General features: G+C 71.5%; 16 protein-coding genes. 4 read left to right on the top strand and 12 right to left on the bottom strand.

Annotated features, from left to right (window positions below):
* Nucleotides 1-26 precede the first annotated feature (26 nt).
* On the top strand, nt 27-2,219 hold the full coding sequence (locus AC0NZQ_RS02345; RefSeq protein ID WP_474528029.1) for a SpoIIE family protein phosphatase: 2,193 nt from the start codon (nt 27-29) through the stop codon (nt 2,217-2,219).
* A gap of 25 nt (nt 2,220-2,244) precedes the next feature.
* Here AC0NZQ_RS02345 and AC0NZQ_RS02340 read toward each other — a convergent pair whose 3' ends face one another.
* The 6 genes from AC0NZQ_RS02340 to AC0NZQ_RS02315 all read right to left on the bottom strand — a co-directional run bounded on the left by AC0NZQ_RS02340 (nt 2,245) and on the right by AC0NZQ_RS02315 (nt 10,088).
* On the bottom strand, nt 2,245-4,026 hold the full coding sequence (locus AC0NZQ_RS02340) for a thioredoxin-like domain-containing protein (RefSeq protein ID WP_474528028.1): 1,782 nt from the start codon (nt 4,024-4,026) through the stop codon (nt 2,245-2,247).
* Nucleotides 4,027-4,142: 116 nt separating this feature from the next.
* On the bottom strand, nt 4,143-4,277 hold the full coding sequence (locus tag AC0NZQ_RS02335; protein WP_474528027.1) for a hypothetical protein: 135 nt from the start codon (nt 4,275-4,277) through the stop codon (nt 4,143-4,145).
* Between the two features lie 117 nt (nt 4,278-4,394).
* Nucleotides 4,395-5,804, bottom strand: coding sequence for a dihydrolipoamide acetyltransferase family protein (locus AC0NZQ_RS02330; RefSeq protein ID WP_474528026.1), 1,410 nt, complete (start codon nt 5,802-5,804; stop codon nt 4,395-4,397).
* A gap of 2 nt (nt 5,805-5,806) precedes the next feature.
* Nucleotides 5,807-6,778, bottom strand: coding sequence for an alpha-ketoacid dehydrogenase subunit beta (locus tag AC0NZQ_RS02325; RefSeq protein ID WP_474528025.1), 972 nt, complete (start codon nt 6,776-6,778; stop codon nt 5,807-5,809).
* Entirely contained in the window at nt 6,775-7,887 is a 1,113-nt protein-coding gene (locus tag AC0NZQ_RS02320) for a thiamine pyrophosphate-dependent dehydrogenase E1 component subunit alpha (protein ID WP_474528024.1), read from the bottom strand. The genes AC0NZQ_RS02325 and AC0NZQ_RS02320 overlap by 4 nt, the downstream gene beginning before the upstream one ends.
* A 182-nt stretch (nt 7,888-8,069) precedes the next feature.
* A complete protein-coding gene (locus AC0NZQ_RS02315) occupies nt 8,070-10,088 on the bottom strand; it encodes a HelD family protein (RefSeq protein WP_474528023.1) in 2,019 nt (672 codons plus the stop codon).
* 234 nt (nt 10,089-10,322) lie between these two features.
* On the opposite strand from AC0NZQ_RS02315, the gene AC0NZQ_RS02310 reads away from it, so the two are divergent.
* Nucleotides 10,323-14,336 (top strand): S8 family serine peptidase, encoded by a 4,014-nt coding sequence (locus AC0NZQ_RS02310; protein WP_474528022.1) that lies wholly within the window; start codon nt 10,323-10,325, stop codon nt 14,334-14,336.
* A 70-nt stretch (nt 14,337-14,406) separates the two neighbouring features.
* Here AC0NZQ_RS02310 and AC0NZQ_RS02305 read toward each other — a convergent pair whose 3' ends face one another.
* From AC0NZQ_RS02305 to AC0NZQ_RS02295, 3 genes are all read right to left on the bottom strand, one after another.
* Complete coding sequence (locus AC0NZQ_RS02305; protein ID WP_474528021.1) at nt 14,407-16,254, bottom strand: S8 family serine peptidase; 1,848 nt, start codon at nt 16,252-16,254, stop codon at nt 14,407-14,409.
* A gap of 144 nt (nt 16,255-16,398) precedes the next feature.
* Complete coding sequence (locus AC0NZQ_RS02300; protein ID WP_474528020.1) at nt 16,399-18,228, bottom strand: phosphoenolpyruvate carboxykinase (GTP); 1,830 nt, start codon at nt 18,226-18,228, stop codon at nt 16,399-16,401.
* A 226-nt stretch (nt 18,229-18,454) separates the two neighbouring features.
* The gene (locus AC0NZQ_RS02295; protein ID WP_474528019.1) at nt 18,455-18,889 is read right to left on the bottom strand and encodes a DUF2000 family protein; all 435 of its coding nucleotides are present in this window, start codon (nt 18,887-18,889) and stop codon (nt 18,455-18,457) included.
* Nucleotides 18,890-18,967: 78 nt separating this feature from the next.
* On the opposite strand from AC0NZQ_RS02295, the gene AC0NZQ_RS02290 reads away from it, so the two are divergent.
* Entirely contained in the window at nt 18,968-19,426 is a 459-nt protein-coding gene (locus tag AC0NZQ_RS02290) for an Lrp/AsnC family transcriptional regulator (protein ID WP_474528018.1), read from the top strand.
* Nucleotide 19,427: 1 nt separating this feature from the next.
* Here the strand turns inward: AC0NZQ_RS02290 and AC0NZQ_RS02285 are convergent, their stop codons facing one another.
* Both AC0NZQ_RS02285 and AC0NZQ_RS02280 read right to left on the bottom strand, forming a co-directional pair.
* The gene (locus AC0NZQ_RS02285) at nt 19,428-20,828 is read right to left on the bottom strand and encodes a metallopeptidase TldD-related protein (RefSeq protein ID WP_474528017.1); all 1,401 of its coding nucleotides are present in this window, start codon (nt 20,826-20,828) and stop codon (nt 19,428-19,430) included.
* Nucleotides 20,825-22,345 (bottom strand): TldD/PmbA family protein, encoded by a 1,521-nt coding sequence (locus AC0NZQ_RS02280; RefSeq protein ID WP_474528016.1) that lies wholly within the window; start codon nt 22,343-22,345, stop codon nt 20,825-20,827. The genes AC0NZQ_RS02285 and AC0NZQ_RS02280 overlap by 4 nt, the downstream gene beginning before the upstream one ends.
* A 55-nt stretch (nt 22,346-22,400) precedes the next feature.
* Between AC0NZQ_RS02280 and AC0NZQ_RS02275 the strand changes: the two genes are divergently transcribed.
* Nucleotides 22,401-22,895, top strand: a complete 495-nt coding sequence (locus AC0NZQ_RS02275) for a low molecular weight protein-tyrosine-phosphatase (protein WP_474528015.1) — start codon at nt 22,401-22,403, stop codon at nt 22,893-22,895.
* Between the two features lie 4 nt (nt 22,896-22,899).
* On the opposite strand, the gene AC0NZQ_RS02270 is transcribed toward AC0NZQ_RS02275, so the two are convergent.
* The gene (locus AC0NZQ_RS02270) at nt 22,900-24,612 is read right to left on the bottom strand and encodes a sigma-70 family RNA polymerase sigma factor (RefSeq protein ID WP_474528014.1); all 1,713 of its coding nucleotides are present in this window, start codon (nt 24,610-24,612) and stop codon (nt 22,900-22,902) included.
* Between the last annotated feature and the right edge of the window lie 750 nt (nt 24,613-25,362).

The raw sequence follows: 25,362 nt of genomic DNA, 5'->3' as shown, positions 1-25,362 counted from the left end.
CAAGGGCGCTCGATAGCATCGGGGCCGTGAGCCCCACGCCTCCGCCCGCGGCGGACAGCCCCGGCCGGCAGGCCGACGCGGCGTTGGCGACCCTCTACCCGCCGCTGGTGCACGAGGCCTCGGCGGCCATCCTGGTGGTGGACCTCGCCCGGCGCGAGGTGACCTACGCCAACGACCTGGCCCGGCAGCTGGCGCCGGGTGGCGAGCTGCCGATGTCGGTGGACCAGTGGTCCCGGGCGGCCGGGTTGGAAGACGTCAGCGGCGACGACCTGCCGGCCGGCAGCGAGCCCGCCGAGTCCGGCAGTACCAGCCCCGACCCGGCCGAGTCGCTGCTGCGCGTCGCGGGCGGGGAGCCCACGGCGGGCGAGCCCATCACCGCCATGCGCGCCACTGCCGCCACCGACGCCCGCGAAGTGCTCTGGGTCCTGGGACTGCCGCTGACCGGAGCCCCTGAGGCGCTGGAGTCGCTGGCGCTCGTCGTCTTCCTCCCCGCCCGCAACGCCAAGCTGATCGCCGGCGTCCGGGAGTCGGCGTCGACGCTGCGCGACCGTGCCGTCCTCGCCACCCGGGTCTCCTTCACCATCACCGACCCGAACGACGCCGAGAACCCGCTCGTCTGGGTGAACCCCGCCTTCACCGAGACCACCGGCTACAGCTTCGACGAGGCGGTGGGGCGCAACTGTCGCTTCCTGCAGGGCCCCGACACCGACCAGAGCGTCGTGGACGAGATCCGGGCCGCCCTGCGCAACGGCAGTGCGCTCACCACCACGCTGTTGAACTACCGCAAGGACGGCCGGCCGTTCTGGAACGAGCTCTCCATCTCCCCGGTGCGTGACCGGGACGGCGAGATCACGCACTACGTCGGAGTGCAGGCCGACGTCACCGCCCGGGTCGAGGCACAGCAGGCGCGCGACGACGCGCTGGCCCAGGTGGCCGACGCCGCCGACCGGCTGGCCCTGCTCGCCGACTTCACCTCACGCATGGCCATGAGCCAGCAGCCGGGTCGCATCCTCGAGCTGCTCGCCGACGCTCTCGTCCCGCGCGTCGGCACCTGGTGCTCGGTCTTCGTCCGGAACGAGACCGGCGGACTGCAGACCCCGCTGCTGCTGCACGAGGCGGCCGAGACCGACGAGCACATCGCGGCGACGGTGGAGCGGTTGCGCGGACAGCTCCCCGCGTCACTGCCGCACAACAGCCCGCTCTGGCGGGTGCTGCGCGGCGAGGCCCGCGACGTGCTGGTGACCGACTACGACCGGGAGCCGCCCGACCGCACCGGTGCCGCGGACGACGAGCGGACGGAGCTGCTGCGCGAGCTCGGCATCCGCAGCTTCGTCGCCGTCCCGCTGCTCGCCCGATCGGGCATCCTCGGCTGCGTCATGCTCGTCGCCGACGGCGAGCGGCCGCCGCTCGGGGAGACCGAGGTCGCGCTGGTGCAGGATCTCGCCGTCCGGGCCGGCCTGATGCTGGAGAACACGCAGCTGTACGCCCGTGAGCGGGCGGCCGCCGCCACGCTGCAGCGCAACCTGCTGCCGAGCCTGCCCACGGTCGACGGCCTCACCATCGCCGCCGACTACGTCCCCGCCGCCGACGAGGCGGCCGTGGGCGGCGACTGGTACGACGTCTTCGCGCTGCGGGGCGGCGGCGCGGTCGGCGTCGTCGTCGGCGACGTGATGGGCCACAACATCGACTCGGCGGCCCGCATGGGCAAGCTCAGCACCATCGTCCGCTCCTACGGCTGGCCCGGCAGCCATCCGCACACCGTCCTCACCGCCGTCGACGAGCTGCTCGACGGCACCGACATGCGCTTCCTCGCCACCTGCGTCTACGCCACGCTCACGCCGACGCCGGAGGGCGCCACGCTGCGCTACACCAGCGCCGGGCACCCGCCGATCGTGATCCGGGAGCCGGACGGCACGGTCCGCGTCCTGGACGCCAGCCGCGGTCCCATGATCGGCGTGAGCCGGCTGCTGGCCGACAGCAAGCGACCGCCGGACGCCTTCTGCGACCTCGAGCGCGGCAGCACGCTCATCTGCTTCACCGACGGGCTGACCGACTCCTTCGGTGCCGAGCCGGACATGGACGAGGGGCTCGCCGAGATGTGCCGGCTCACCGCGGCGCTGCCCTCGGAGGCGACCCCGCGCCGGATCATCGACACCCTCACCCGCGCCGCAGTCCGTCACGGCGACGACGTCGCCGTCGTCGCCATGCGGATCGACTAGGACACGCCCGAGGACGCGTCCCGGCTCACCCCAGCAGGACGAGCTCCAGCTCGGTGTCACCGTCCTCGCTGACGACCACCGGGATGCCCCAGTCCTGCCGGCTCAGCTCGCAGGCCGGGTGCTCCTCGCTCGGGTCGTCGCTGCAGGCGGCGGCTCGGGCGGTCACGGCCAGCACCCCGGTCCCGGCGGCGAGGGTGAGCTCGCGGGTCAGCTCGACGCTGTCCCCCGCCCCGGCGCGCAGCAGCTCCGGCGCGCCGGCAACCGAGAGCAGCGTCGACGGACCGTAGCGCTCGTCGGCCTTGCGGCCGGGTGCCGGCGCGTAGCGGACCGTCAGCGTCACCGTGCCGGCCCGCAGCGCCGTCGGGGGCCGCTCGGTGCGCAGCGCCGGGCCGGCGATCAGCTCCGGTGCCAGCGGTGTCGCCGAGAGCCGGTGTGCGGCGGACTCGACCACGACGAGCTCGTCACCGACGAGCAGCGCCGCGGACGGTTCGGTCAGGCCGCGGGCCAGCGTGCTCACCTCGTCGGCGGCGGGGTCGTAGCGGCGGACCGCGCCGTTGTAGGTGTCCAGCACCGCCACCGACCCGTCGCCCAGCAGGGCGACGCCGAGGGGGTGCTGCAGCCTGGCGGCCGCGGACGGGCCGTCCACGTGCCCGAAGTCGAACAACCCCTCCCCCACGGCGGTCCGGACCACGCCGGCGGTGTCCAGCGAGCGCAGCGCCGAGGTCTCGGCGTCGACGAACCAGACCCGGTCACCGTCGACGGCCAGGCCGGACGGCTGCGCCAGCCAGCTGTCCAGGGCGGCGCCGTCACGCAGCCCTTCGACGGTGGTCCCGGCCAGGACCTCCGCCGTCCCGGTGACCGGGTCCACGCTGAGCAGCAGGTGGACGCCGGCCGCCGCGACGACGACGCGCTCGGTGGCGGGCCACCAGACGAGGTCCCAGGGCGAGAGGGCGAGCGGGATCGGACCGGTGACGGTGAGCTCGTCGGCGAGCAGGGCGGGCAGATCGAGGGTGGCGACGACCTCGCCGTCGGCCAGCCTGACACCACGCAGCACGTGGTGGGCGGTGTCGGCGACGAGGACGTCGTACGGCGCGAGCCCGGCGGGCAGCAGTGCCAGCCCGTTCGGCTCGGCGAAGGGCTCGCCCCGGCCCGCGCCGATGCGCCGCAGCACCGTCTCGCCGTCGAGTTCGACCTCGACGACCTGGTGGTGACCGGCGTCGGCGACGAGCAGCGTGTCGCGGTCCCGCCCGGTCCGCGCCGCGGGGAGTCGGACGGCGTCGGCGGGGAAGCGCAGTGCGCCGGGGGCGACCGGCGGGGGCACGTACGGACCGTCACCGCGCCGCAGCCGCCCCGCGGCCTCGAAGGCGGGCAGCCGGTCGTCGATCAGTGCCCCGAGCGCGGCGACCTGTCCCTCGCCGGCGGCCTGGGCGATGACGTAGCCGTCGGGATCGACCAGCACCAGGGTGGGCCAGGCCCGCACCGCGTACTGCTGCCAGGCAGCCAGGGCAGGGTCGTTGAGCACCGGGTGGTGCACCTCGTAGCGCTCGATGGCAGCCGCGAGCGCGGTCGGGTCGGCCTCGTGCGGGAACTTCGGCGAGTGCACGCCCACGACGGTGAGCACCTCGCCGAGCCGCTGTTCCAGCGGGCGGAGCTCGTCGAGCACGTGCAGGCAGTTGCCGCAGCAGAAGGTCCAGAAATCCAGCAGCACGAAGCGGCCGCGCAGAGCGGCGAGGTCCAGCGGCGCGGCGGTGTTGAACCAGTCGCCGGCGGGGAGTTCGGGGGCCCGCACCCGCGGGCCGGTCTTCACGGCATCCACGCTGTCATCCAACCGTCGTCGCCCGCGGATGTTTCCTCCGGGTACGCGAAAGGCCGCCGTCCGGGTGGGACGACGGCCTCAGTGCGCTGCCGGGTGTCGGCGTGCGATCACCGGTTGTGCATGCCGGAGCGTGCGGCGGCGGCGATGAGCTCGTGCTGCATCGACGGCGAGGCATTGTCGAAGGCGCGGTTGAACTCGCGGACTCGACGACGCTGGCGCAGGCGGCGGGCGATCTTCTCCATGATTCCTCCTCGTTGAGTGATCTGTAAGGACAGTACCTCGCACTGCCTAACAGATCACGCCCAAGAGGCCCCTGGTGGCTAACGTCACCCCGTCATTGCGCTGAGCCGCCTAACGAATCACAACAAAGCGAGCCCGGGGTCCGAAAGGATCGCGGCCACGTCGGCGAGGAACTGCGACCCCTGCTGGCCGTCCACGAGGCGGTGGTCGAAGGAGAGGCCGAGCTGGGTCACCCAGCGTGGCTCGATCCGTTCGTCCGCACCGCTGCCGACGACCCACGGCATCCGCCGGATCGCGCCGAAGCAGAGGATGCCCGCCTCGCCGGGATTGAGGATCGGGGTGCCGGTGTCGACACCGAAGACGCCGACGTTGGTGATGGTGAAGGTGCCGCCGGACATGTCGGCCGGGCTCGTCTTCCCGGCGCGGGCGGTCTCGGTCAGTTGGCCCACCGCCCCCGCGAGCTCCAGCAGCGACATCCGATCGGCGTCCTTGACGTTGGGGACGACCAGGCCCCGCTCGGTCGCCGCGGCGATGCCGAGGTTCACGTAGTGCTTGTGCACGATCTCGCCCGCGGCCTCGTCCCACGTCGCGTTGAGCTCGGGGGTGCGCTTCACGGCCAGCAGGACGGCGCGTGCCACGAAGAGCAGCGGCGAGACCTTCACGCCGCGGAACTCCCGGCGTGCGGCGACCCGGTCGCGCAGCTCCATGGTCGCGGTGATGTCGATCGTCACGAACTCGGTGACGTGCGGGGCGGTGAAGGCGCTGGCCACCATCGCCGCGGCGGTGTGCTTGCGGATGCCCTTGATGGGGATGCGAGTCTCGCGTCCGGTGGTCACGGCGGCGGTGCTTGCCGGCGCGTGCCCGTTGACGCGGCTGCCGCTGGCCGCCTGCTGCACGTCCTCGCGGGTGATCGTGCCGTGGGGGCCGGTCGGTGCAATGCCGGTGAGATCCACACCGAGGTCCTTGGCGAGCTTGCGGACCGGTGGCTTGGCCAGGGCCCGCTGGGCGCCGGGCCGGGCCGTGACGGGGGTGACCGGGGGCTCGACCGCCGCGGGCGGCGGCGCCGGGTGTGCTGCCGCGGCCGGGGGCAGATTGAAGGACGCCTGCGCGCCGGCGGCGGTGACCGGTGGCGGCTCGACCCGACGCCGCCGGCGGCGGCCGCCGGTCTCCTCTCGCGGTCCGTAACCCACCAGCGTCGGCTGCTTCTCCTCCTCGGCCAGCGCCGGGACGAGATCCTCCCCGGCTGCCGCCGCGGGTGACACCGGGGTCGTCGCGGGCGCCGCCGAACCCGACGTCTCGATGGAGATGATCGCCGTCCCCACCGGGACGGTCTCGCCCTCGGCGGCGTGCAGGCCGGTGACGACGCCCGCGAACGGCGAGGGCAGCTCGACGGCGGCCTTCACCGTCTCGACCTCGGCGATGGTGTCGTTGACCTCGACGGTGTCGCCGACGGCGACCAGCCACTTGAGGATGTCGCCCTCGGTGAGGCCCTCACCGAGGTCCGGCAGGCGGAACTGCTCCAGGCTCACGCTCAGAACTCCATGATCTTGTCGACGGTGTCCAGCACGCGGTCCAGGTTCGGCAGCCATTCGTGCTCCAGCCGCGACGGCGGATACGGGGTGTCGTAACCGGTGACGCGCAGTACCGGCGCCTCGAGGCTGTAGAACGCCGCCTCGGTGACGCGGGTGGCGAGCTCGGCACCGACGCCGAAGCTCTGCGGCGCCTCGTGGACCACGATCAGCCGACCGGTGCGGCGCACGGACTCGACGACCGTGCCGACGTCCAGGGGCGAGACGCTACGCAGGTCGATGACCTCCAGCTCCAGGCCCTCCTCGGCTGCGGCCGCGGCCGCGTCGAGCAGTGTCGGCACCGTCATGCCGTAGCCGGCCAGCGTCACGTGCCGGCCGGGTCGGATGACCTGCGCCGAGTACAGCGGCGTCGGCGACTCGGCGATCTCGGCCTTGCCGGCGTGGTAGAGCCGCTTGGGCTCGATGAAGATCACCGGGTCGTCGTCGGCGATGGCGTCCTGGATCATCCAGTAGGCGTCCGAGGGATTGCTGCAGGCGACGACCTTGAGCCCGGCGGTGTGCGCGAAGTAGGTCTCGACCGACTCGCTGTGGTGCTCGACGGCGCCGATGCCACCGCCGGAGGGGATCCGGATGGTGATCGGCATCTTCACCTTGCCGGCCGAGCGGTTGTGGAACTTGGCCACCTGGCTGACGATCTGGTCGAAGCCGGGGAAGACGAAGCCGTCGAACTGGATCTCGCAGACCGGACGGTAGCCCCGGATGGCCAGCCCCACCGCCGTGCCGATGATCGCCGACTCGGCCAGCGGGGTGTCGATGACCCGGGCCTCGCCGAAGTCCTTCTGCAGGCCGTCGGTGATGCGGAAGACGCCGCCGAGCTTGCCGACGTCCTCCCCCATGACGACGACCTTGGGGTCGTCCTCCATCGCCTTGCGGAGCCCGTCGTTGAGCGACTTCGCCATCGTCTTGGCCGTCATGCCGACACCTCCGTCACGAACTGGACGAAGTCGTCGCGCTGGGCGCGGACGTCGTCGGTCATGGTCACGTTCACGTGCTCGAAGAGGGAGGCGGGCGTGGGGTCGGGCAGGGCCCGGCACCCGACGCGGATGTACTCGGCGAGCTCGCGCGCCTCGGCCTCGATGCCGTCGAAGAAGTCGGCACCGAAGCCGGCCTCACGAGCGAGATAGGCGCGGACCCGCTCGATCGGGTCCTTCAGCTTCCATGTCTCGGCCTCGCTGCCCAGCCGGTACCGCCGCGGGTCGTCGTTGGTGGTGTGCGGGTTCATGCGGTAGGTGAAGGCCTCGACGAAGGTCGGGCCCTGCGCGTTGCGGGCGTCGTCCAGGGCCTTGCGGGTGACGGCGAGGCTGGCCAGGACGTCGTTGCCGTCCACCCGGATGCCGGGGAAACCGAAGCCGCTGGCGCGGCGGTACAGCGGCACGCGACTCTGCACGCCCACCGGCTCGCTGATCGCCCACTGGTTGTTCTGGCAGAAGAAGACGACCGGCAGGTTCGCCGCCGCGGCCCAGACGAAGGACTCGTTGACGTCGCCCTGGCTGGAGGCGCCGTCACCGAAGAAGGCGATGACGGCGGTGTCGCGCTCCGGGTCGCCGGTGCCGACGGCCCCGTCCCGGACGACCCCCATCGCGTATCCGGTGGCGTGCAGCGTCTGCGCGCCGATGACGATCGTGTACAGCCCGAAGTTGTTCTCTTTGGGGTCCCAGCCGCCGAGGTTCGTGCCGCGGTAGAGCCCCATCAGCGTCAGCGCGTCGACCTCGCGGCACCAGGCCAGCCCGTGCTCGCGGTAGGTGGGGAAGGCCATGTCCTGGGTGCGCAGCGCCCGGCCGGCGCCGATCTGTGCCGCCTCCTGGCCCAGCGCGGAGGCCCAGAGTCCCAGCTCGCCCTGCCGCTGCAGCGCGATCGCCTCGCTGTCGATGCGTCGCACCAGCACCAGGTCGCGGTAGAGCGAGCCGATCTCGTCGTCGCTGATCTCGAGCGGGTAGTCGGGGTGGTCCACCCGCTGCCCCTCGGGCGTGAGCAGCTGGACGAGGTCCGGCTCGGGGTTCACGGCATGGACGTGTTCGCTCACGGCGACTCCTCGGCTCTCGCGCTCGCCGGGGTTGCCGGTGGTGCGCTCTGCGGGTGGGTCTGACGCTGTCGTACGAGGCTGGATCGTCCGTTGGTACAGGGGTGGCGTACCGGCCGAACTACCCAGAGGTTCCTACCATATCCGTGACCCCGATCACGGGGCTGTGGAGACTCGCGCGAGGCTCAGTCGAGTTCGGCGGGCAGGGCGGTCGCGTGGACGATCCGCACCCGCGAGACGGCACGGGTGAGGACGACGTAGAGGCGCCGCAGACCGTCGATGCGCTCGTACTCGGCCTCGACGATGGCGGCGGGTTCGACCACGACCACGGAGTCGTACTCCAAGCCCTTGGCCCCGGAGGCGGGGACGACCGTCACCCGCGGGTCGGCGTCACCGCCGAGCAGCTGAGCCCCGAACTCGGCGAGGCCGGCGAGGGTCTCGTCGGCGCGGGCGTCCGGGACGATCACCCCGACCGAGCCGGGCACCGCGAGGCAGTCGCGGACCTGGGCGACCACCGAACCGCCCGGCACGAGGCGCAGCGCATCCTCGCCCTGGCGGACCGACGTCGCGGGCGGGACGTCCGGCGCGATGTGGGGCAGCAGCCGGTTGGCCAGAGCCAGCACCTCGCCCGGCACGCGGTAGCCGGCGGTCAGCGGCAGCACCGTCGCCTCGTGGCCGAGATGCTCCAGCGTGCGCTCCCAGGACCCCGGCGCCCAGGGCGTGGTCGCCTGGGCCAGGTCGCCGAGCACGGTCACCGACCCCTGCGGGCAGCGGCGGGCGACGACCCGGCACTGCATCGCCGAGAGATCCTGCGCCTCGTCGACGACGACGTGGACGAAGGTGTCCTGCGGCTGCAGCAGCGACTCCAGCTCGTCGAGCAGGACGACGTCGGCCGGCGTCCAGCGCACCCGGCGCAGCGTGGACGGAGCCGGCCTGGCGAGCGCGTCCCGCTCCGCTTCGGTGAGGGCGGCCCCGGCGCACCGGGCGCGGAAGTCCGCGTCGTCGTAGAGCCGTGCGAGCAGTGCCGGCGCCGTCAGGGCGGGCCACACCGTGTCGGTCCAGTCCCGCACGGCCTGCGACCGCGCGACCCGCGCCGTCTCGGCGTCGCTCGGCGCACCGCCGGCGTCCTCGCGCTGCCGCCGGACGTCCTCGGCCACCTGCAGCCGAAGCCGGTCGCGGGCGGCGGTCCAGCGCAGCCCGGACCCCAGTGCGCGCCGGGCGTCGTCGACATAGCGGCGCAGCCGGTACTCCGGCACCCGGTATCGCTTGGTGCCGACGACGGCCACGACGTCGTCGGCGGGTTTGCGGACGTGGGAGAGCACCGAGCGGCGCAGCACCTCGGCCAGCCGGGCGTCACCCTTGAGGACGGCGAGGTCCACCGGCTCGCTGCCGCTGGCGACGTGACCGAGCAGCCCGTCCACCGTCGCCTGGGTGATGCCGCCCTCGCCGAGGGAGGGCAGCACCTGGGCGATGTAGTGCAGGAAGGCCTGGTTGGGGCCGACCACCAGGACACCGGAGCGCCGCAGCCGCTCGGGGAAGGTATAGAGCAGGTAGGCCGCCCGATGCAGGCCGACGGCTGTCTTCCCGGTGCCCGGCGCACCCTGGACGCAGAGCGACGTGTCGAGGTCGGCGCGGACCAGCTCGTCCTGGTCGGGCTGAATCGTGGCGACGATGTCGCGCATCGGGCCGACGCGGGGCCGTTCGATCTCGGCACGCAGCATGTCCGAGGCGAGACCGAGGTCCTGGCCGCGGTCGAGCTGCTCGTCCTCGAAGGAGGTCAGCTCGCCGTCGGCGAAGCCGAAACGCCGGCGCAGCCTGACGCCCTGACGGTCGTCGGCAGTGGCCCGGTAGAACGGCCGCGCCAGCGGCGCCCGCCAGTCGATGACCACCGGGTCGCCGGCCGGGTCGCGGATGTGACGACGGCCGATGTGGAAGGTCTCACCGCCGGGACCCACCTCGGCATCCGGATCGCGGTCGGTGCGGCCGAAGAACGGCGGCGCGTCGGGGTCCGCGGCGAGCGACTCCAGTCGCTGCGCCCGCAGCGAGCCGAGCGCATGGCTGGCCAGCTCGTCCACGCCGTAGTCGGCGATGTGGTCGGCGGCTTCGCGCATCTGCGCCAGGCAGGACTGGGCGAGCTGCAGGTGATGCCGCTCGGCGACGAGCTGCGGATCGGGTCGGGGATCGTCGGCGCTCGCTTCACTCACGAAGGAGAAACGCTACCGGTGGGTCCAAGGCAATTTCGTGAGAGCGACGGACGGACACGGCAGCGGGGCGGCGCGGACGGGGGCATCCTCGCGAGTCGTCCGGCTGACGAATCGCTGAGAGTGTGGTTACCATCCGCCCGACAGGATGACCGGAACGTCCAACTGTGCGTCGTTCGCCGCGAGCACCACAAGTGCTCCCAGACGGTCGGAACCCCCTGTCGGTGGGGAAAGTTGATGCTGTTCGCTCGACCGAGCGCCGCCATGCTGCGCTCACCTGCCCGGACGACGGCGCTGGCGGTCACCGCCGCGGCCCTCGTCGCGGGTGGCCTGATCGTCGCTCCGGCGGCTGACGCGGCACTGCCGCTCGCACCCGGAGTCGGCTCGTCGAAGAACTCGCTGCAGGGCAAGACCGCGCCCAAGCGCGGTGCGCTGCCGGCAGGAGTGCCGAAGAAGGGGACGTACGCGTTCCTGCTCGCCCTCAACACCGCCTCCACCGCGACCGCGGCGAAGAAGGCGAAGTCGCGAGGCGCGGCCGCCGCACGTCAGGCCGCGAAATCGCAGCTGACGAAGATCCGCACCGAGCAGAAGTCGGTGAAGGCCGACCTGCCCAAGGGCACGCGCGTGCTCTACGACTCGCACTCGCTGCTGGCCGGCGTGGCCGTGCGCACCGACGTGAAGAACTTCGCGTCCCTGCAGAAGATCGACGGTGTCTCGGGCGTCTACCCGATCACGCCGAAGAAGCCGACCAACTCCTACGCGGTGCCGTTCCAGAACGGTGCGGCGGCGTGGCAGGCCTACGGTGAGACCGGCCGCGGCAGCACCATCGCCATCATCGACACCGGTATCGACTACACCCACGCCGACTTCGGCGGCGCCGGCACCAAGGCCGCCTTCGACACCGCACGCTCCGCGGCCCAGCAGACCAACCCCACCGTCTTCCCGACCGCGAAGGTCATCGGCGGCACGGACCTCGTCGGCGACGACTACAACGCCGACCCCTCCTCGGCGACCTATCAGCCGGACCCCAAGGCCGACGCCAACCCGCTGGACTGCGAGGGTCACGGTTCGCACGTGGCCGGCACCGCGGCCGGTGTCGGCGTCAACGCCGACGGCAGCAGCTACACCGGCGCCTACAACACCAGCACGCCCTTCAACTCGATGCGGATCGGCCCCGGCATGGCCCCCGAGGCCAAGCTCTACGCCTTCCGCGTCTTCGGCTGCGAGGGCAGCACCGACGTCACGGGTGCCGCCATCGAGAAGGCGATGGACCCCAACAACGACGGTGACACCTCCGACCACGTGGACGTCGCCAACCTGTCGCTGGGCTCGGACTTCACCTCGCCGCAGGACGCCGACACCCTGCTCGTCAAGCGGGCCACCTCGGTCGGGGTCACGATGGTGATCTCCTCGGGCAACAACGGCGACCTCTACGACACCGGCGGCTCGCCCGGCAACGCGCCCAGCGCGCTCACCGTCGCCTCCAGCCAGGACGCGCAGGCCGTCGTGGACGCCCTCAACATCACCGCCCCGGCTGCGGCGCAGTACGCCGCCGAGCGCTCGATCGCCTACGACTGGGCGACCAAGCCCGACCTCGCCGGGAACATCGTCAAGCTGTCGTCGGCGAACCCCTACGGCTGCGACCCGCTCAGCAGCACCGACGCGGCCGCGGTCAACGGCAAGATCGGCTTCGTCGAGTGGAACGACGCCTCGCCTGAGTGCGGCTCGGTCAAGCGCAGCGGCAACCTCGCCGCCGCCGGTGCCATCGGCTTCGTCTTCGGCAGCAACTCGGAGTCGTTCTCGGCCGGCATCACCGGCAGCACCGCGATTCCCGGCGTCCTTGTCGCCAAATCCGGCGCCGACGCGATCCGCAGCCAGCTGGCCGGCGGTCAGACCGTCACGGTCGGCAGCACCGAGGCCAACGGCGTGAAGCAGCAGGACCCCTCGCTCAACGACACGCTCTCGTCCTTCTCCTCGCGCGGTGTGCGTAGCGAGAACAACGTCAAGCCCGACGTCACCGCCGTCGGCGGCACCGTCTTCTCCGCCGCCGTCGGCACCGGCAACCAGGGTGTCACGAACAGCGGCACCTCGATGGCGGCGCCGATGACGTCCGGCCTCGCCGGCCTGGTGAAGTCCCGTCACCCCGACTGGACGCCCGAGCAGGTCAAGGCCGACATCATGAACACGGCCAACCACGACCTCTTCACCGAGCCGAACTCCGGCGGCGACACCTACGCCCCGAACCGGGTCGGCAGTGGCCGCATCGACGCCAAGCAGGCGCTGGACAACAGCGTCCTGGCCTACGTCACCGCCGACTCGGGCGCGACGCAGGCGCAGAAGGACGCGCTCACCGGCACGGTGTCGGCGTCCTTCGGTGTCGTCGCCGCGACCGGTGACCTGACCCGGAGCAAGACGATCAAGGTCGAGAACACCAGCTTGTCGCCGGTGACCTACGACGTCGGCTACCAGGCCCGCACGCAGGTCCCCGGTGCCTCGTTCTCGGTCTCGCCCGCCACGGTCACCGTCGACCCGCGGTCGAGCGAGACGGTCACGGTGACGCTGACGGTCACTGCCGCCGACCTCACCAAGACGCTGGACCCGACCATGGAGCGCGAGCAGGCCGGTGTTCCGCGGGAGTTCGTCGCGGACGCCAGCGGTCTGGTCGTCCTCGAGCCAGCGACCGGGGACGCGCCCGACCTGCGGGTGCCGGTCTACGCCGCGCCCCGACCGGCCTCGGTCATGACGCAGCCGACCAGTCTGACGCTGGGCGGCCGTGGCACCGTCCGCACCGCGGACCTGCCGCTCAGCGGCACGCGGGTCAGTCAGGGCAGCGGCGACGCCAACGTCACCTCCACCGTCGCCGGCTTCGAACTGCAGGCCACCAGCCCGGCGGCGCCGCAGTGCTCGACGACGGTGACGACGAAGTGCGTCCACTTCGACGACGAGAAGTCGGCCGACCTGAAGTACGTGGGCTCGACCTCCTCGGCGCCGCAGCTGCGGACGCTCGGCGAGGATCCGCTCACCTCGGACGACGGCATGGCGTACTTCTCCATCACCACCCAGGGTCCGTGGCGCTCGCCGGTCGGTTTCCAGGCCGTCGAGATCTACATCGACACCAACGGTGACGGCGAGGCTGACGCGGTCACGTACACGACTCGGGTTCCGTCCGGCGCCGACCAGACCGATGTCTTCGTGGCGGTCACCGTCGACCTCGCCACCGGCGATCAGCTCGATATCCAGGGCATCAACGACCGGGTGGGCGACTACGACACCGCGCTCTTCGACAGCGACACCATGGTGCTGCCGGTGACGATCGGGGCGCTGCCCGGCATCACGGCGGAGAGCTCGCGGATCAGCTACTCGGTGCTCTCCTACAGCGCCCAGTCGGGTGGTCCGTTGGACAGCGTCGGCGGCTACGACGCCACCACCAACACGCTCTCCAACCCGCTGAGCATGGACGTCCTCAACCCGGGCGTCGCGGTCTACGGCTCGTACAACGGTGACACCAGCCCGCTGCTCTACGCGGACTCACCGGGAACCCTGCTCAAGGTCCGGCGTGACGCCACGTCCTACGCCAAGGACAAGGGACAGGGCGCGCTGCTGATCCACTTCCACAACGTGGTGGGCAGCAAGGCACAGGTTGTGTCGCTCACCGACGCGAAGTCGGCGACGGCGACCAAGCTGTCGGTCTCGCCCAGCACGGTGAAGGCCGGCCAGACCGCGGTCGCGACGGTCACGGTCACCGGTGCCGCGGGAACGCCGACCGGGAAGGTGACGCTGATGTCGGGCAGCACCACGCTCGGTAGCGCCACCCTCGCCGCCGGCACGGCGAAGATCAGCTACAAGCCGACGCGGGCGGGCACGCTGTCGCTCACGGCGAGCTACGCCGGTGACGGCGACGACAGCCCGTCGACCTCCGCCGCGGTGAAGCTGACGGTCACCAAGGTGGCCTCGGCGGTGAAGCTGGCCTTCTCGTCCGGTACGACGAAGGTCAACCGCGCCGTCACGGCCACCGTCACGGTCAGCACCGCAACGGGCCTGCCGGCAGCCACCGGCAGCTTCACGCTGCGGATCGTCAACTCCGACGGATCCACGGCCTCACGCGGCTCGGGCACGCTGTCCCGCGGTGTCGGCAAGGTCAGCTACACGCCGAAGTCGACCGGCAGCTACCGCTACGTCGCGTACTACAACGGCGACGGCAGCTACGCCACCGGCAAGTCCGGCACGGTGAAGCTGACGATCACCAAGTAGGACGATCACCCAGTAGCAGGCACGTCAGGCGACGCCGTCGGACCCTCTCGGGTCCGGCGGCGTCGTCGTCTCAGCGGACGGTGACGCGGCGCTTCACGACGGCGACCTGGCCACGCGAGTCATGCGAGGTCACCGACACCGAGAAGCGGCCCGTCTTGCGATAGGTGTGCTTCGCTGAGCGCGACGTGGTGGTCGTGTGCCTGCCGTCGCCCCAGCTGTAGGTCAGCGAGGTGATCCGCGTGCCCGAGACCGGCGTCCTGATGCCGACCCGGAAGGTCTCGGCGCGACGGTGGGTCACCGAACCACGCCAGCTCACGGCGAGGTACGGATCGGTGCGGGCGAAGACGCTCGGCACGCCGGGCGAGCCGACCCCGGTCGGGCCGTCGAAGCCGGTGGTGGCGTTGCACTCGCTGCTCCGACGGGTGGGGACGGTCTCGCCGCCGCGGCGGGAGAAGCTGCAGTCCGTCAGGCCCCAGTTGAGCTTGTTCGGGTTCTTCGTGCCGGAGCCGTCGAGCGCCGCCGAACAGGCCGTCGGTGACGCTGCCTCGCAGAAGCCGTTGCCGCCGGTGCGGACGTCGAAGCGCGACCAGGGCCGCGCCGAAGCGTTGCCGTACAGCGCCGTCGCCGGGAAGCGCGCGCCGCGCGGACCGCCGGCCAGCGCCAGCATCGCCGCCGCCAGCGGGGACGAGAGTGACGTGCCGCCGACCGTCACCCAGCCGCCGGAGCCGTAGGTGTCGAAGACGTCGAAGCCGGTGGCGGGGTCGGCGACCATCGCCATGTCCGCCGCGAGCCGCTTGCCGTTGCAGCCGGCGGCCGCGTAACCCGGCGTCCGTCGCTGCCACAGCGGCGCGGTGAAGCGCTTGCTGCAGCCGCCGCCGGAGGCGCCCTGGGGCTTCAGTCGCGACGACCCCACGGCGTCCGAGGCGCCGTTGCTGTTCCAGACCGTCTCCTTGTCCCGGGTGTTGTCCGGGCGCAGGTCGAGACGGGTGCCGCCGACGGCGATCACGCTCGGGGAGGTGGCGGGGAACATGGCCGCGTTGTCGCTGAAGCCGTTCGGGTCGTTGGCGAGGTCCCAGCCGAACCAGCCGCTGTCGCCGGTCGAGGCGAGGACGGCTACGCCGGGGTGCCGGTACGCCTGTTGGACCCGCGTCGAGAAGCTCCCTTCCGGGGTGCCATAGGAGTTGGTGACGATGTCGGCCCCGAGACGCACCGCGGTGTTGACGGCGTTGGCGAGGTCGCCGGCGAACGGCCCGTCCGCCTCGACGAGCAGGATGCGGCAGGTGTTGCAGAGCGCCCGGACCGCCTGGGTGTCGAGCGCGATCTCCCCGGCGGCGCCGCGATCACGCTTCGGCAGCCCCGAGGTGCGGCCGCGCTCGTTCACCTTGCGGAACGAGCTCGAGGTCTCCCGGGTCGACGACTTCGGGCCGTCGGGGTGGATGCCCCACTTCGCGTTGAAGTGGTTGAGGTCCTTCAGCACGTTCGGCGCGTCGTGCCACAGCACGATGCCGACGGTCAGGTTCTTCCGGTTGAGCTTGGGGTTGGCCCTGTAGGCGGTGGCGAGCTGAGCCGGTGAGTACCCGCCGCTCGGTCCGAGGCCACGGGCGAGCCGGGGCGACGCGGGGATGCGATAGGCGCCGCTGGTGCCTCGCGGCACGTCGACCCGCTTGAGGCCGAGGCATCGCATCGCGGCCGGGTCCGTCGGCCGGGAGCAGATCGGCTTGTTCACGGCGTAGACGGCCGGTGCGGTACCGGTTCGGGCGAGCGGGGTGGCATCGGCCGGCCCGACGACGGTCGACACCGAGACGGCGACGGAGGCGACCAGGCCGAGCGTCACGAGGCCACGGGAACGGCGGGACAGCGACATCAGCGACTCCGGTGCGGCGGGGCGGGTACGGCCGGAGAGCTGGCGGATCAGCACTGTGTGAAGCCGGCGTCATATTGAAGCACGCCACGGCGACGCCACAGCGGGCCGAACGGCACCAATCGGGCGCTGGACCACCCGTCCGGCAGACGCCGCGGGCCCGACCGGAGTGACCGGTCGGGCCCGTGACGGTGATTCAGGTCAGCTGTCGAGGCGCAGCTTCAGGGCCTCGAGCTCGTCGCGCAGCGTGCTGGGCAGCGCGGTGCCGATCTTGGTGAACCACTCCTCGATGAGGGGGATCTCGCTCTTCCACTCCTCGACGTTCACCGCGAGCGAGTTGCGCAGGTCGTCCTCGCTCATGTCCAGACCGGCGGTGTCGAGCGCCTCCGGCGTCGGCACGCGGCCGATCGGGGTGTCGACGGCGGCGGCCTTGCCCTCGATCCGCTCCAGCGCCCACTTGATCACGCGGATGTTCTCGCCGAAGCCGGGCCAGGTGAACTTGCCCTCGGCGTCGCGGCGGAACCAGTTCACGTAGAAGATCTTGGGCAGCTTGTCGGCGTCGGCGCCCTTGCCGGTGTTCACCCAGTGGGCGAAGTAGTCACCGGCGTTGTAACCGATGAAGGGCAGCATCGCCATCGGGTCGCGGCGGACCACGCCGACCGCGCCGGTGGCGGCTGCCGTGGTCTCCGAGCTCAGCGTCGCGCCCATGAAGACGCCGTGCTGCCAGTCGCGGGCCTCGGTGACGAGCGGGACGGTGTCGCGACGGCGGCCACCGAAGAAGATCGCGTCCAGCGGGACGCCCTTCGGGTCGTCCCACTCCGGGGCCCGGGTGTCGCACTGGCTGATGGGCGTGCAGTACCGCGAGTTCGGGTGGGCGGCCAGCTCCGAGCCGTTCGGGGACCAGTCCTGGTGCTTCCAGCTGGTGAGGTGCTCCGGCGCCTCGCCGATGCCCTCCCACCAGATGTCGCCGTCGTCGGTCAGCGCGACGTTGGTGAAGATGGACGACCCCTTCTCGATGGTGCGCATCGCGTTGGGGTTGGTGTGGTAGTCGGTGCCCGGCGCGACGCCGAAGAAGCCGTTCTCGGGGTTGACGGCGTAGAAGCGACCGTCCTCGCCGATGCGGATCCAGGCGATGTCGTCGCCGATGGTCTCGACCTTCCAGCCCGGCAGGGTCGGCTCGAGCATGGCCAGGTTCGTCTTGCCGCAGGCCGACGGGAAGGCCGCGGCGATGTACTTGCTGACGCCCTCGGGGTTGGTCACCTTGGCGATGAGCATGTGCTCGGCCAGCCAGCCCTCGTCGCGCGCCTTCACCGAGGCGATGCGCAGTGAGTAGCACTTCTTGCCCAGCAGCGCGTTGCCGCCATAGCCCGAGCCGTACGACCAGATCAGTCGCTCCTCGGGGAAGTGGACGATGTACTTGGTGTCGTTGCAGGGCCACGCCGCGTCCTTGGCGCCCTCCTCCAGCGGGGCGCCGATGGAGTGCAGGCCGGGGACGAACGTCTGCTCGACGCCGTCCTTGGTGAAGAGCTCGAGCGCCTTGGTCCCGAGGCGGGTCATGATGTGCATCGAGGCGACCACGTAGGCCGAGTCGGTGATCTCGGCGCCGAGCATCGGCTCGTCGGCGTCCAGCGGACCCATGCAGTACGGCAGGACGTACATGGTGCGACCGCGCATCGAGCCGCGGAAGCGCTCGATCATGATCGCCTTCATGTCGTCGGGGTCCATCCAGTTGTTGGTGGCCCCGGCGCCGGAGGGATCCTTGCTACAGATGAAGGTGCGGTCCTCGACGCGCGCGACATCGGTCGGGTCCGAGGCACACCAGAACGAGTTGGGCTTCTTCTCGGGGTTCAGCCGGACGAAGGTGCCGTTCTCGACGAGCAGATCGGTGATGCGCGTCCACTCCTCGGGCGAGCCGTCCACCCACTCGATCCGCTCCGGCTGCGTGAGCTCGGCGGTCTCGCGGACCCAGTCGAGCAGGCCCTTGTGCGTGGTGGGCGCGCTGTCGAGTCCGGGGATGGTGCTTGCCGTCATGTGCGGGTCTCCTCAGGCGTCATAGCCGACGAAATCGCAGAAGGCGCGGGGACGCTTCTCGACCCGCGCGACATCTGATGGATTCTTCGGACCATAACCCCCGTGAGCGCTTACATGCCCAATCGTGAGGCTGCGTGAATGCTCACACCCGGGTCGTCGGAAACCCTTGCCGGACAGGCGATGCAGGCTGTGGCCTGGTGTGACCCACGACGCTCGGAACGACTTGCTAGGCGTGGAGCCGCAGTCCCTTGGTGATCTTGTCGGCGTCGCGACGGGGGCAGCGGAACGCCATCCCCGCCAGCTGCAGGTCGTCGTGGCCGACCGCGGCGACGGCGGCCCGGTTCGCCTCGTCGTCGCCGGTGGTGAAGAGCTCGTCGACGAAGAGGCTGGGCACGACCTCGCGGGAGAGGGCTCGCGTCATCGTGCGACGGAGCTCCCCGGCGTCGGCCGCGAAGACCAGCGTCGGCTGGCCGAACATCGGCAGGTAGGTGGTGCCGTCGGCGTCGCGGTACGGCAGTCCCATCGCCTCGGGAGCGGCCGCCGCGATGCCACTCACCAGGAACGCCGTCATGTTGAGCTTCTGCCAGGTCGGCAGGTCGTCGCGCACCACCACCACGATCTTGGTGTCGAAGCGTGCAGGTGCTGTTTCGGTCGTCGTCACGGGCCGAAGCTAGCCACAAATCCTTCATCGACCTCGACTCTTCGAACTTCATGCGGCCTCACGGCAGAATCGCTGTTCATGGACGAACTGGATTCGGCGCTGGTGGCGGCACTGCAGGCGGACGGACGGCGCAGCAACCGGGACCTCGCCGCCGCGGTCCGCAGCGCGCCGTCGACGACGCTGGAGCGGGTGCGGGGCCTGTGGCGCCGCGGTGTCCTCGTCGGCACCCACGCCGAAGCCGACCTCGGGGCCCTCGGCCGTCCGGTGCAGGCGATGATCACGGTCCGGCTGCGGCCGCAGTCCCGTGCCGTCGTGCAGGGCTTCCGCGACTTCGTCCTCACGCTGCCGGAGACGCTCCAGGTCTTCGTCACGACCGGCTCGGAGGATCTGCTCGTCCACGTCGCGGTGCCGAGCCCGACGGCGTTGCAGGATTTCGTGCTGGACTCGTTGACGCAGCGCCGCGAGGTCGCGGGGCTGCGCACCGAGGTGGTCTACGACCACGTCCGCAACCACGTGGTCGCGCCCCTCAGCGAGTGAGTCAGGAGGCCGGGCTCACCGTCGACATGTTGAAGTCCGGCACGCGCAGCGGCGGCATGGCGGTGCGGCGGAAGTAGTCGCTCCACTCCCGTGACAGCGTCGGCACGGTAGCGCCGACCTCGGTGACCCGGCCGAGCAGGTCGATCGGCGACTCGTTCCAGCGGAAGTTGTTGACCGCCCCGCGGACCTCGCCCTCCTCGACGAGCAGGACGCCGTCGCGGGTGAGGCCGGTGAGGAGCAGGTTCTGCGGGTCGACCTGCCGGATGTACCACATGCTGGTCACCAGCAAGCCACGCTCGGTGCCGGCGATCATCTCTTCCAGCGACGCCGTCGCGCCCTCGGCCTCGAGGACCAGGTTGTCGATCGCGGGGCGGGGACGGGCGCCGGTGCGCTCAGCCCATGCCCGGGTGCGGATGAGATCGGTGAGGACGCCGTCGGTGATCCACGATGTCGGGCCCAGCGGCAGTCCGTTGTCGAAGACGGACTGCACGCCGCCGCCGGAGGAGGTCGCGACGACGAACGGCGGGCACTCAAGGCCGGGATGGCCGGGATCGCTGAAGAGCCGCAGCGGCTGCGGGGAGAGCCGCTGGCCGATGCGGGTCGGCTCCGTCCCGTCACCGCCCTGCCGGGCGAAGACGCTGCGCCCCTCCTCGGCGTCACGCGCCGCGGCCGACCAGTAGGCATCGATCATGAGGTCGGCGACGGCGGTCGGGGGCAGCAGCGTCTCGTACCGGCCCGGCGGCAGCTCCAGCCGGTGGCGCGACCAGGCGAGCCGCTGTTCCAGCTCGGCGACGGCACGGGGGACGTCGATGTCGGTGAAGTCGGCGGTGTAGCGGCCAGACCACGTCGAGGCGCCGAGGTCGGCGGTCTTGCCGTTGAGCTCGAGCCGGCCCGCCGGCTGGTCGACCCGGCGCCGCAGTCCGGTCGAAGAGCCGAGGTAGTACGACGTCAGCTCGTGCTCGGCGAAGCCGTAGAGCAGCCGCTGCGACGAGCGCCAGTCCGCCATGGCCCGGCCCAGGGCCGGGGCGAAGGCGTCGAAGACCGAGACCGAGGTCGCCGCCGGGGCGGCCGACCAGTCGTCGTCCTGCTCGTCACCGGTGACCAGGGGCGCGGCGTCGTCGGCAGGCTCGGCCTGCCGGCCGACCTCCTCAGCGTCACGGACCAGCGCGGCGATCTCGTCCACCGTGCCGACGGCCCGGCTCACGACCCCGGCACTGGTGCCGGCGGCGGAGTCGAACGTGCTGATGACGGTGACCGTGCGGTCGCGCATCTGGCCGTTGGTGGTGAGCTGGTTGGCCGCGAAGCGCAGGTTGGTCTCGGTGTGTTCGGCCACGATCACGATGCAGCCGTCGCTGGTGGCCGCCGCCAGCGCGGCCTCGACCAGCTCCTGTGGCTCGCTCATCCCAGGCCGCCCTCGTGTCGGGTGTTGAGGACGTTGACGCCTCGGAACAGCGCCGCCGGGGCGCCGTGCGAGACGGCACCGGACTGGCCGGGCTGACCCTTGCCGCAGTTGAGCGCGCCGCCGAGCAGATAGGTCTGCGGGCCGCCGACGGCCTCCATCGAACCCCAGAAGTCCGTCGTGGTGGCCTGGTAGGCGACGTCGCGCAGCTGTCCGACGATCTTGCCGTTCTCGATCTTGTGGAACTGCTGCCCGGTGAACTGGAAGTTGAAGCGCTGCATGTCGATCGACCAGGAGCGGTCGCCCTTGATGAGGATGCCGCGCTCGACGCGGCTGACGAGCTCGTCCAGCGAGGGACCGTCCGGATCCGGCTGCAGCGAGACGTTGGCCATCCGCTGCATCGGGATGTGGCCGGCGGAGTCGGCGTACGCGCAGCCGTTGGAGCGATCGCTGCCCAGCAGCTCGGCATTCGCGGCGGCCATCTGCCGATCCAGCTGGTACCCGACGAGCACCCCGTCGCGGATGATGTCGAACTCCTGCGCGGCCACCCCCTCGTCGTCGAACCCGATGGTGGCCAGCCCGTGCTCGACCGTCCGGTCACCGGTGACGTTCATGACCGGGCTGCCGTAACGCAGCGAGCCGAGCTTGTCGATGGTGGCGAAGCTGGTGCCGGCGTAGGCCGCTTCGTAGCCGAGGGCCCGGTCCAGCTCGGTGGCGTGGCCGATGGACTCGTGGATGGTGAGCCAGAGGTTGGTGGGGTCGATGACGAGGTCGTAGCGGCCGGGCTCGACGCTCGGCGCCTTGACGTGCTCGCGCAGCAAGCCGGGGAGCTCGTCGATCTCGGCGTCGAAGTCCCAACCGGTCCCGGTGAGGTACTCCCAGCCGCGTGCGGTCGGCGGCGCGATCGTCCGCATCGAGAAGAAGGAGCCGGCGGCCCGGTCGACGTGCGTGGCGGTGAAGTCCACCTGCAGCCGTACCCGCTGCTGCGTGGTGGTCGTGCCGTTCAGGTCGGCGTAGAACTTGTTCTCCAGCACGTGCATCAGCGAGGCGTCGGCGTGGTCGACACCGTCGGCGGCCAGCAGCCGCTCGGAGAGCTCGGCCAGTCGCCCGACCCGCTCGGGGGCCGGCACGTCGAAGGGGTCGATCTCGTAGGACGAGACCCAGCTGGCCTCGGCGTGCACCTGCTCCGGGGCCAGCACGACAGGCGCGTCGCGCAGCGGCCGGCTCACCTCGGCGGTGGCGACGGCCTGTTCCGCGAGCAGCCGCGCGCCCTCGCGGGTCCGGGTGATCCCGGCCGCGAACCCCCATGTGCCGCGGTGGACGACCCGGACCGACAGCCCGATCTCCTCGGTGTCGCCGAGGGACTCCAGGACGGCGTCGCGCAGCTCGATGCTGCCGGTGCGGATGCGTTCGAGCCGGAAATCGGCGTGGTCCACGCCGAGCTCGCGGGCCCGGTCCAGGGCGGCCGCGGCGAGACCTCGCGACGGCAGCGCCGCGAACGACGGATCGATGTCGGGCATGTCTGCGAACGTACCGTCCGATTCGTCCGCGCCAGCGTCACGGCAGACTGGCGTGGTGAGCGATCCCGTCCGCGTCGTCTTCGTCTGCTCCGGCAACATCTGTCGCTCCCCCACCGCCGAGGCCGTCTTCGCCACCCTCGCCGCGCGCGAGCAGGTGGCCGACCGGGTGGCGGTGAGCAGTGCCGGGACCGGGGGTTGGCACGTGGGTGACGACATGGACCGCCGCTCCCGTGCCACCCTGGCAGCTGCCGGCTATCCCTGGCCGCGGCACTCGGCGCGCCAGTTCGACGCCGCCGACTTCGACCGGGCCGATCTCGTCGTGGCCCTCGACGCCGGACATGTCGCAGAACTGCGCGAACTCGCCGACGATGCGACGGATCCGGCCGCCGCCCGCGACAAGATCGTCCTGCTGCGGGCCTATGACCCCGAGGCCGACGACGCCGACCGCGACGTCGCCGATCCGTACTACGGCGGCGACTCCGGCTTCACCGACGTGCTCGCCCAGGTCGAGCGCAGCTGCGTGGCCCTGCTGGCCGACCTGACCGGCTGAGGCGTCAGCGCGGGGTGGCGAAGCTCGTCGTCCCCGCGGAGGTGGTGACGGTGAGGACTGGCGAGGTGGCACCCGCGCCGCTGACCACGACCGTGTACGTGAACTGGGTGATCTGCCACGTCCCCTCAGAGACCGGGCCTACCGGACCTTCAAGGGTCGTCCCGTCACCGTTGGTCACCGAGGTGATCTGCCACCCGTCGGGTACGGAGAGGTCGACCCACGGTTCCCGTTCCCGGTCGTCGTTGACGTCGAAGGTGTACGCCACCGGGGTGACGACCTCCGTCGTCGACGGTTCCGAGGCGGTCGGTTCGGTCGTCGTGGGTTCGGTCGTCGTGGGTTCGGTCGTCGTGGGGTCGGACGTCGTGGGGTCGGACGTGGTGGGTTCGGACGTCGACGGTTCAGGGGTTGATGAGGACGGGGCCGGAGTCGTCGTCTCGGCCCCTCCCGTGGTCGGTGCCGTCGTCGGCAGGATCACCGGCAACGACGTCGTCCCGCTCGGTCCCACGGCGCTGGGCGAGGAGGCCGGTGCGGCGATCGGTGACGAGCGGACGGTCGCGCCGCTGGGCGCGGTGGCCCCGGTGACCGGTGAGGCGGCCGGAGCCGGCGTGATGCCGGACGGCGTCGTCGTGGTGGGTGCGGCGAGCGCGCCGCCGCCAGGCCCCGGCACGCCACTGGCTCCCGCAGGCGATCCGGTGGTGCGTCGGACGGTGGCGGAGATCCCCGCCTGTTTGGTGTGGTGCTCCGGCTCGCTCTTCGCGACGAGGGCCCAGGCGCTCGCTGCCATGCTCACCGCGATCACCGTCGCGGCGGCGACCATCGTCGGCGCCGACGGCGCGGACCCCGGAGTGCGTGCCCCGGCCGAACCGCCGGCTGTACTCCCGGCCGAAGTCCCGGCGGGCGCCGACGTCGCCGCGGTCACGGTGGCACTGCCGTGGCCGGCGGTGAGGTACGCCGCCGCGATCCCGGCGCCGCCGAGGACCAGCGGGGCGATGGTGAGGACGAGGGCGCGGTGGGTGTCGCTGATGTCCAGGAGCGCGGCGACGCAGCGGTCGCAGTCGTCCAGGTGCTCGTCGACCTTGATCCGGTCGCGGTCGGAGAGCGTCTTGCGGACGTAGCCGCCGAACTTCGCCCGTGTCTCCCGGCAGGGACCCTCGGGGCAGTCAGCGAGGTACTGCTCGAGGAAGGCGCTGCGGAGCCGTTCCTTGGCCCGGACCGCGCGGGAGGCGACCGCGTTGGCGGAGATGCCGAGCAGCGGGGCGATGGCCGCCGGTGTCTCTTCGTCGACGACGAGCTGCCAGAGCAGCTCGCGGCTCTCCGCCGGGAGCGAGAGCCAGGCGGCCCAGGCGGCGCGCTGTTCGAGCTGCTCGGTGACGATCTGCTCGGCCGCCGGCGCGCTGGAGTGCCGGGGCTCCAACTCCTCCGGCTCGCCGGTGAGGGCGACGCGCTGGTGATAGCCACGGGCGGTGTCGAGGTGGAACCGGCGCATGGTCGAGAGCAGGTAGGTCCGGAACGCGCCGTCCGGCCCGCCGCCACCCTGGATTGCTCGGAGCACCCGCAGGAAGCTCTCGCTCACCAGATCGTCGACGTCGGCCGGACGGGCGAGCTGGCGCGCCAGGCGGCGCGCGGCCGCCTCGTGCCGGGCCCACAGGGTGCCGTACGCGTCGGCGTTGCCCGACCGGACCTCCGCCAGCAGCTCGGTGTCGGTGGGCTCGCTCATGTCGGCGCATCCTTCGTCGTGAGGGGCACGGCGAATCGGCTGCGCCGTGCCATGGGGAGTCGGTGCGGTGGGCGCCTGGCGCGCCGGTGCGGCGAGCCGGCCGGCTCGCGATCGCGCCCGGACCGAACGACGTCCTCAGGCTAGGGGCCCCGCCGGACCGGAAGGGGGGCGAAGGCGCCGAGGTGACGAGCCATTGGTCCCAGCCCGCCCTTGGCCGGCCTGAGCGCGGCAGCGCCGGTTCCGGTCAGGGTGATGATCGACGTGGGACTGTGGCAGGGCCTGTCCTAGAGTCGGCGTGACGGCGCGGCTGGCTGCCGGCGTCACACGAGGTAATGGTGGTCTCGTGATGCTCCGGGGCTCTTGCGTGGGCCCCGGAGCTCGACGCCGGATTTGTCTTGAACTATCTGCACGTTTTCTGAGCGCACATCGTGACCGAATACTGGCTAAACGCCGCCTTCTTGTCGCCATAAACGACCTTGACGCCTTGCATCGACCCTCTGTCGGCTGCGGTGCGCGATATACTTACTGCGAGTAGGTCGCCCCTGTTTGTTGCGCAGACCGCTCTGACGGAGGTCCGGTCGAACCCTCGCATTTGCCGCACCGAGCCGGCGAGCGGAAGTGGTGACCGAATTCCCCGGTAAGTCTCCGGCCGGAACGCCCACGTCACCACTCTTGTACCGCCGGTGGCGCCCGCCGCCGTCACAGCTCTAACTTTTGCAACTCCGTTCGAAACGCACATTGTTCGCAGCA

The sequence above is a fragment of the Jatrophihabitans sp. sgz311053 genome (assembly GCF_056135305.1).
This window is presented reverse-complemented; position numbering and strand designations above follow the sequence as displayed.

Coding starts and splice junctions, on each gene's coding strand:
- AC0NZQ_RS02280 (WP_474528016.1), bottom strand. CDS start 22,345: ATGCCCGACATCGATCCGTCGTTCGCGGCGCTGCCGTCGCGAGGTCTC.
- AC0NZQ_RS02290 (WP_474528018.1), top strand. CDS start 18,968: ATGGACGAACTGGATTCGGCGCTGGTGGCGGCACTGCAGGCGGACGGA.
- AC0NZQ_RS02335 (WP_474528027.1), bottom strand. CDS start 4,277: ATGGAGAAGATCGCCCGCCGCCTGCGCCAGCGTCGTCGAGTCCGCGAG.
- AC0NZQ_RS02310 (WP_474528022.1), top strand. CDS start 10,323: ATGCTGTTCGCTCGACCGAGCGCCGCCATGCTGCGCTCACCTGCCCGG.
- AC0NZQ_RS02285 (WP_474528017.1), bottom strand. CDS start 20,828: ATGAGCGAGCCACAGGAGCTGGTCGAGGCCGCGCTGGCGGCGGCCACC.
- AC0NZQ_RS02300 (WP_474528020.1), bottom strand. CDS start 18,228: ATGACGGCAAGCACCATCCCCGGACTCGACAGCGCGCCCACCACGCAC.
- AC0NZQ_RS02325 (WP_474528025.1), bottom strand. CDS start 6,778: ATGACGGCCAAGACGATGGCGAAGTCGCTCAACGACGGGCTCCGCAAG.
- AC0NZQ_RS02270 (WP_474528014.1), bottom strand. CDS start 24,612: ATGAGCGAGCCCACCGACACCGAGCTGCTGGCGGAGGTCCGGTCGGGC.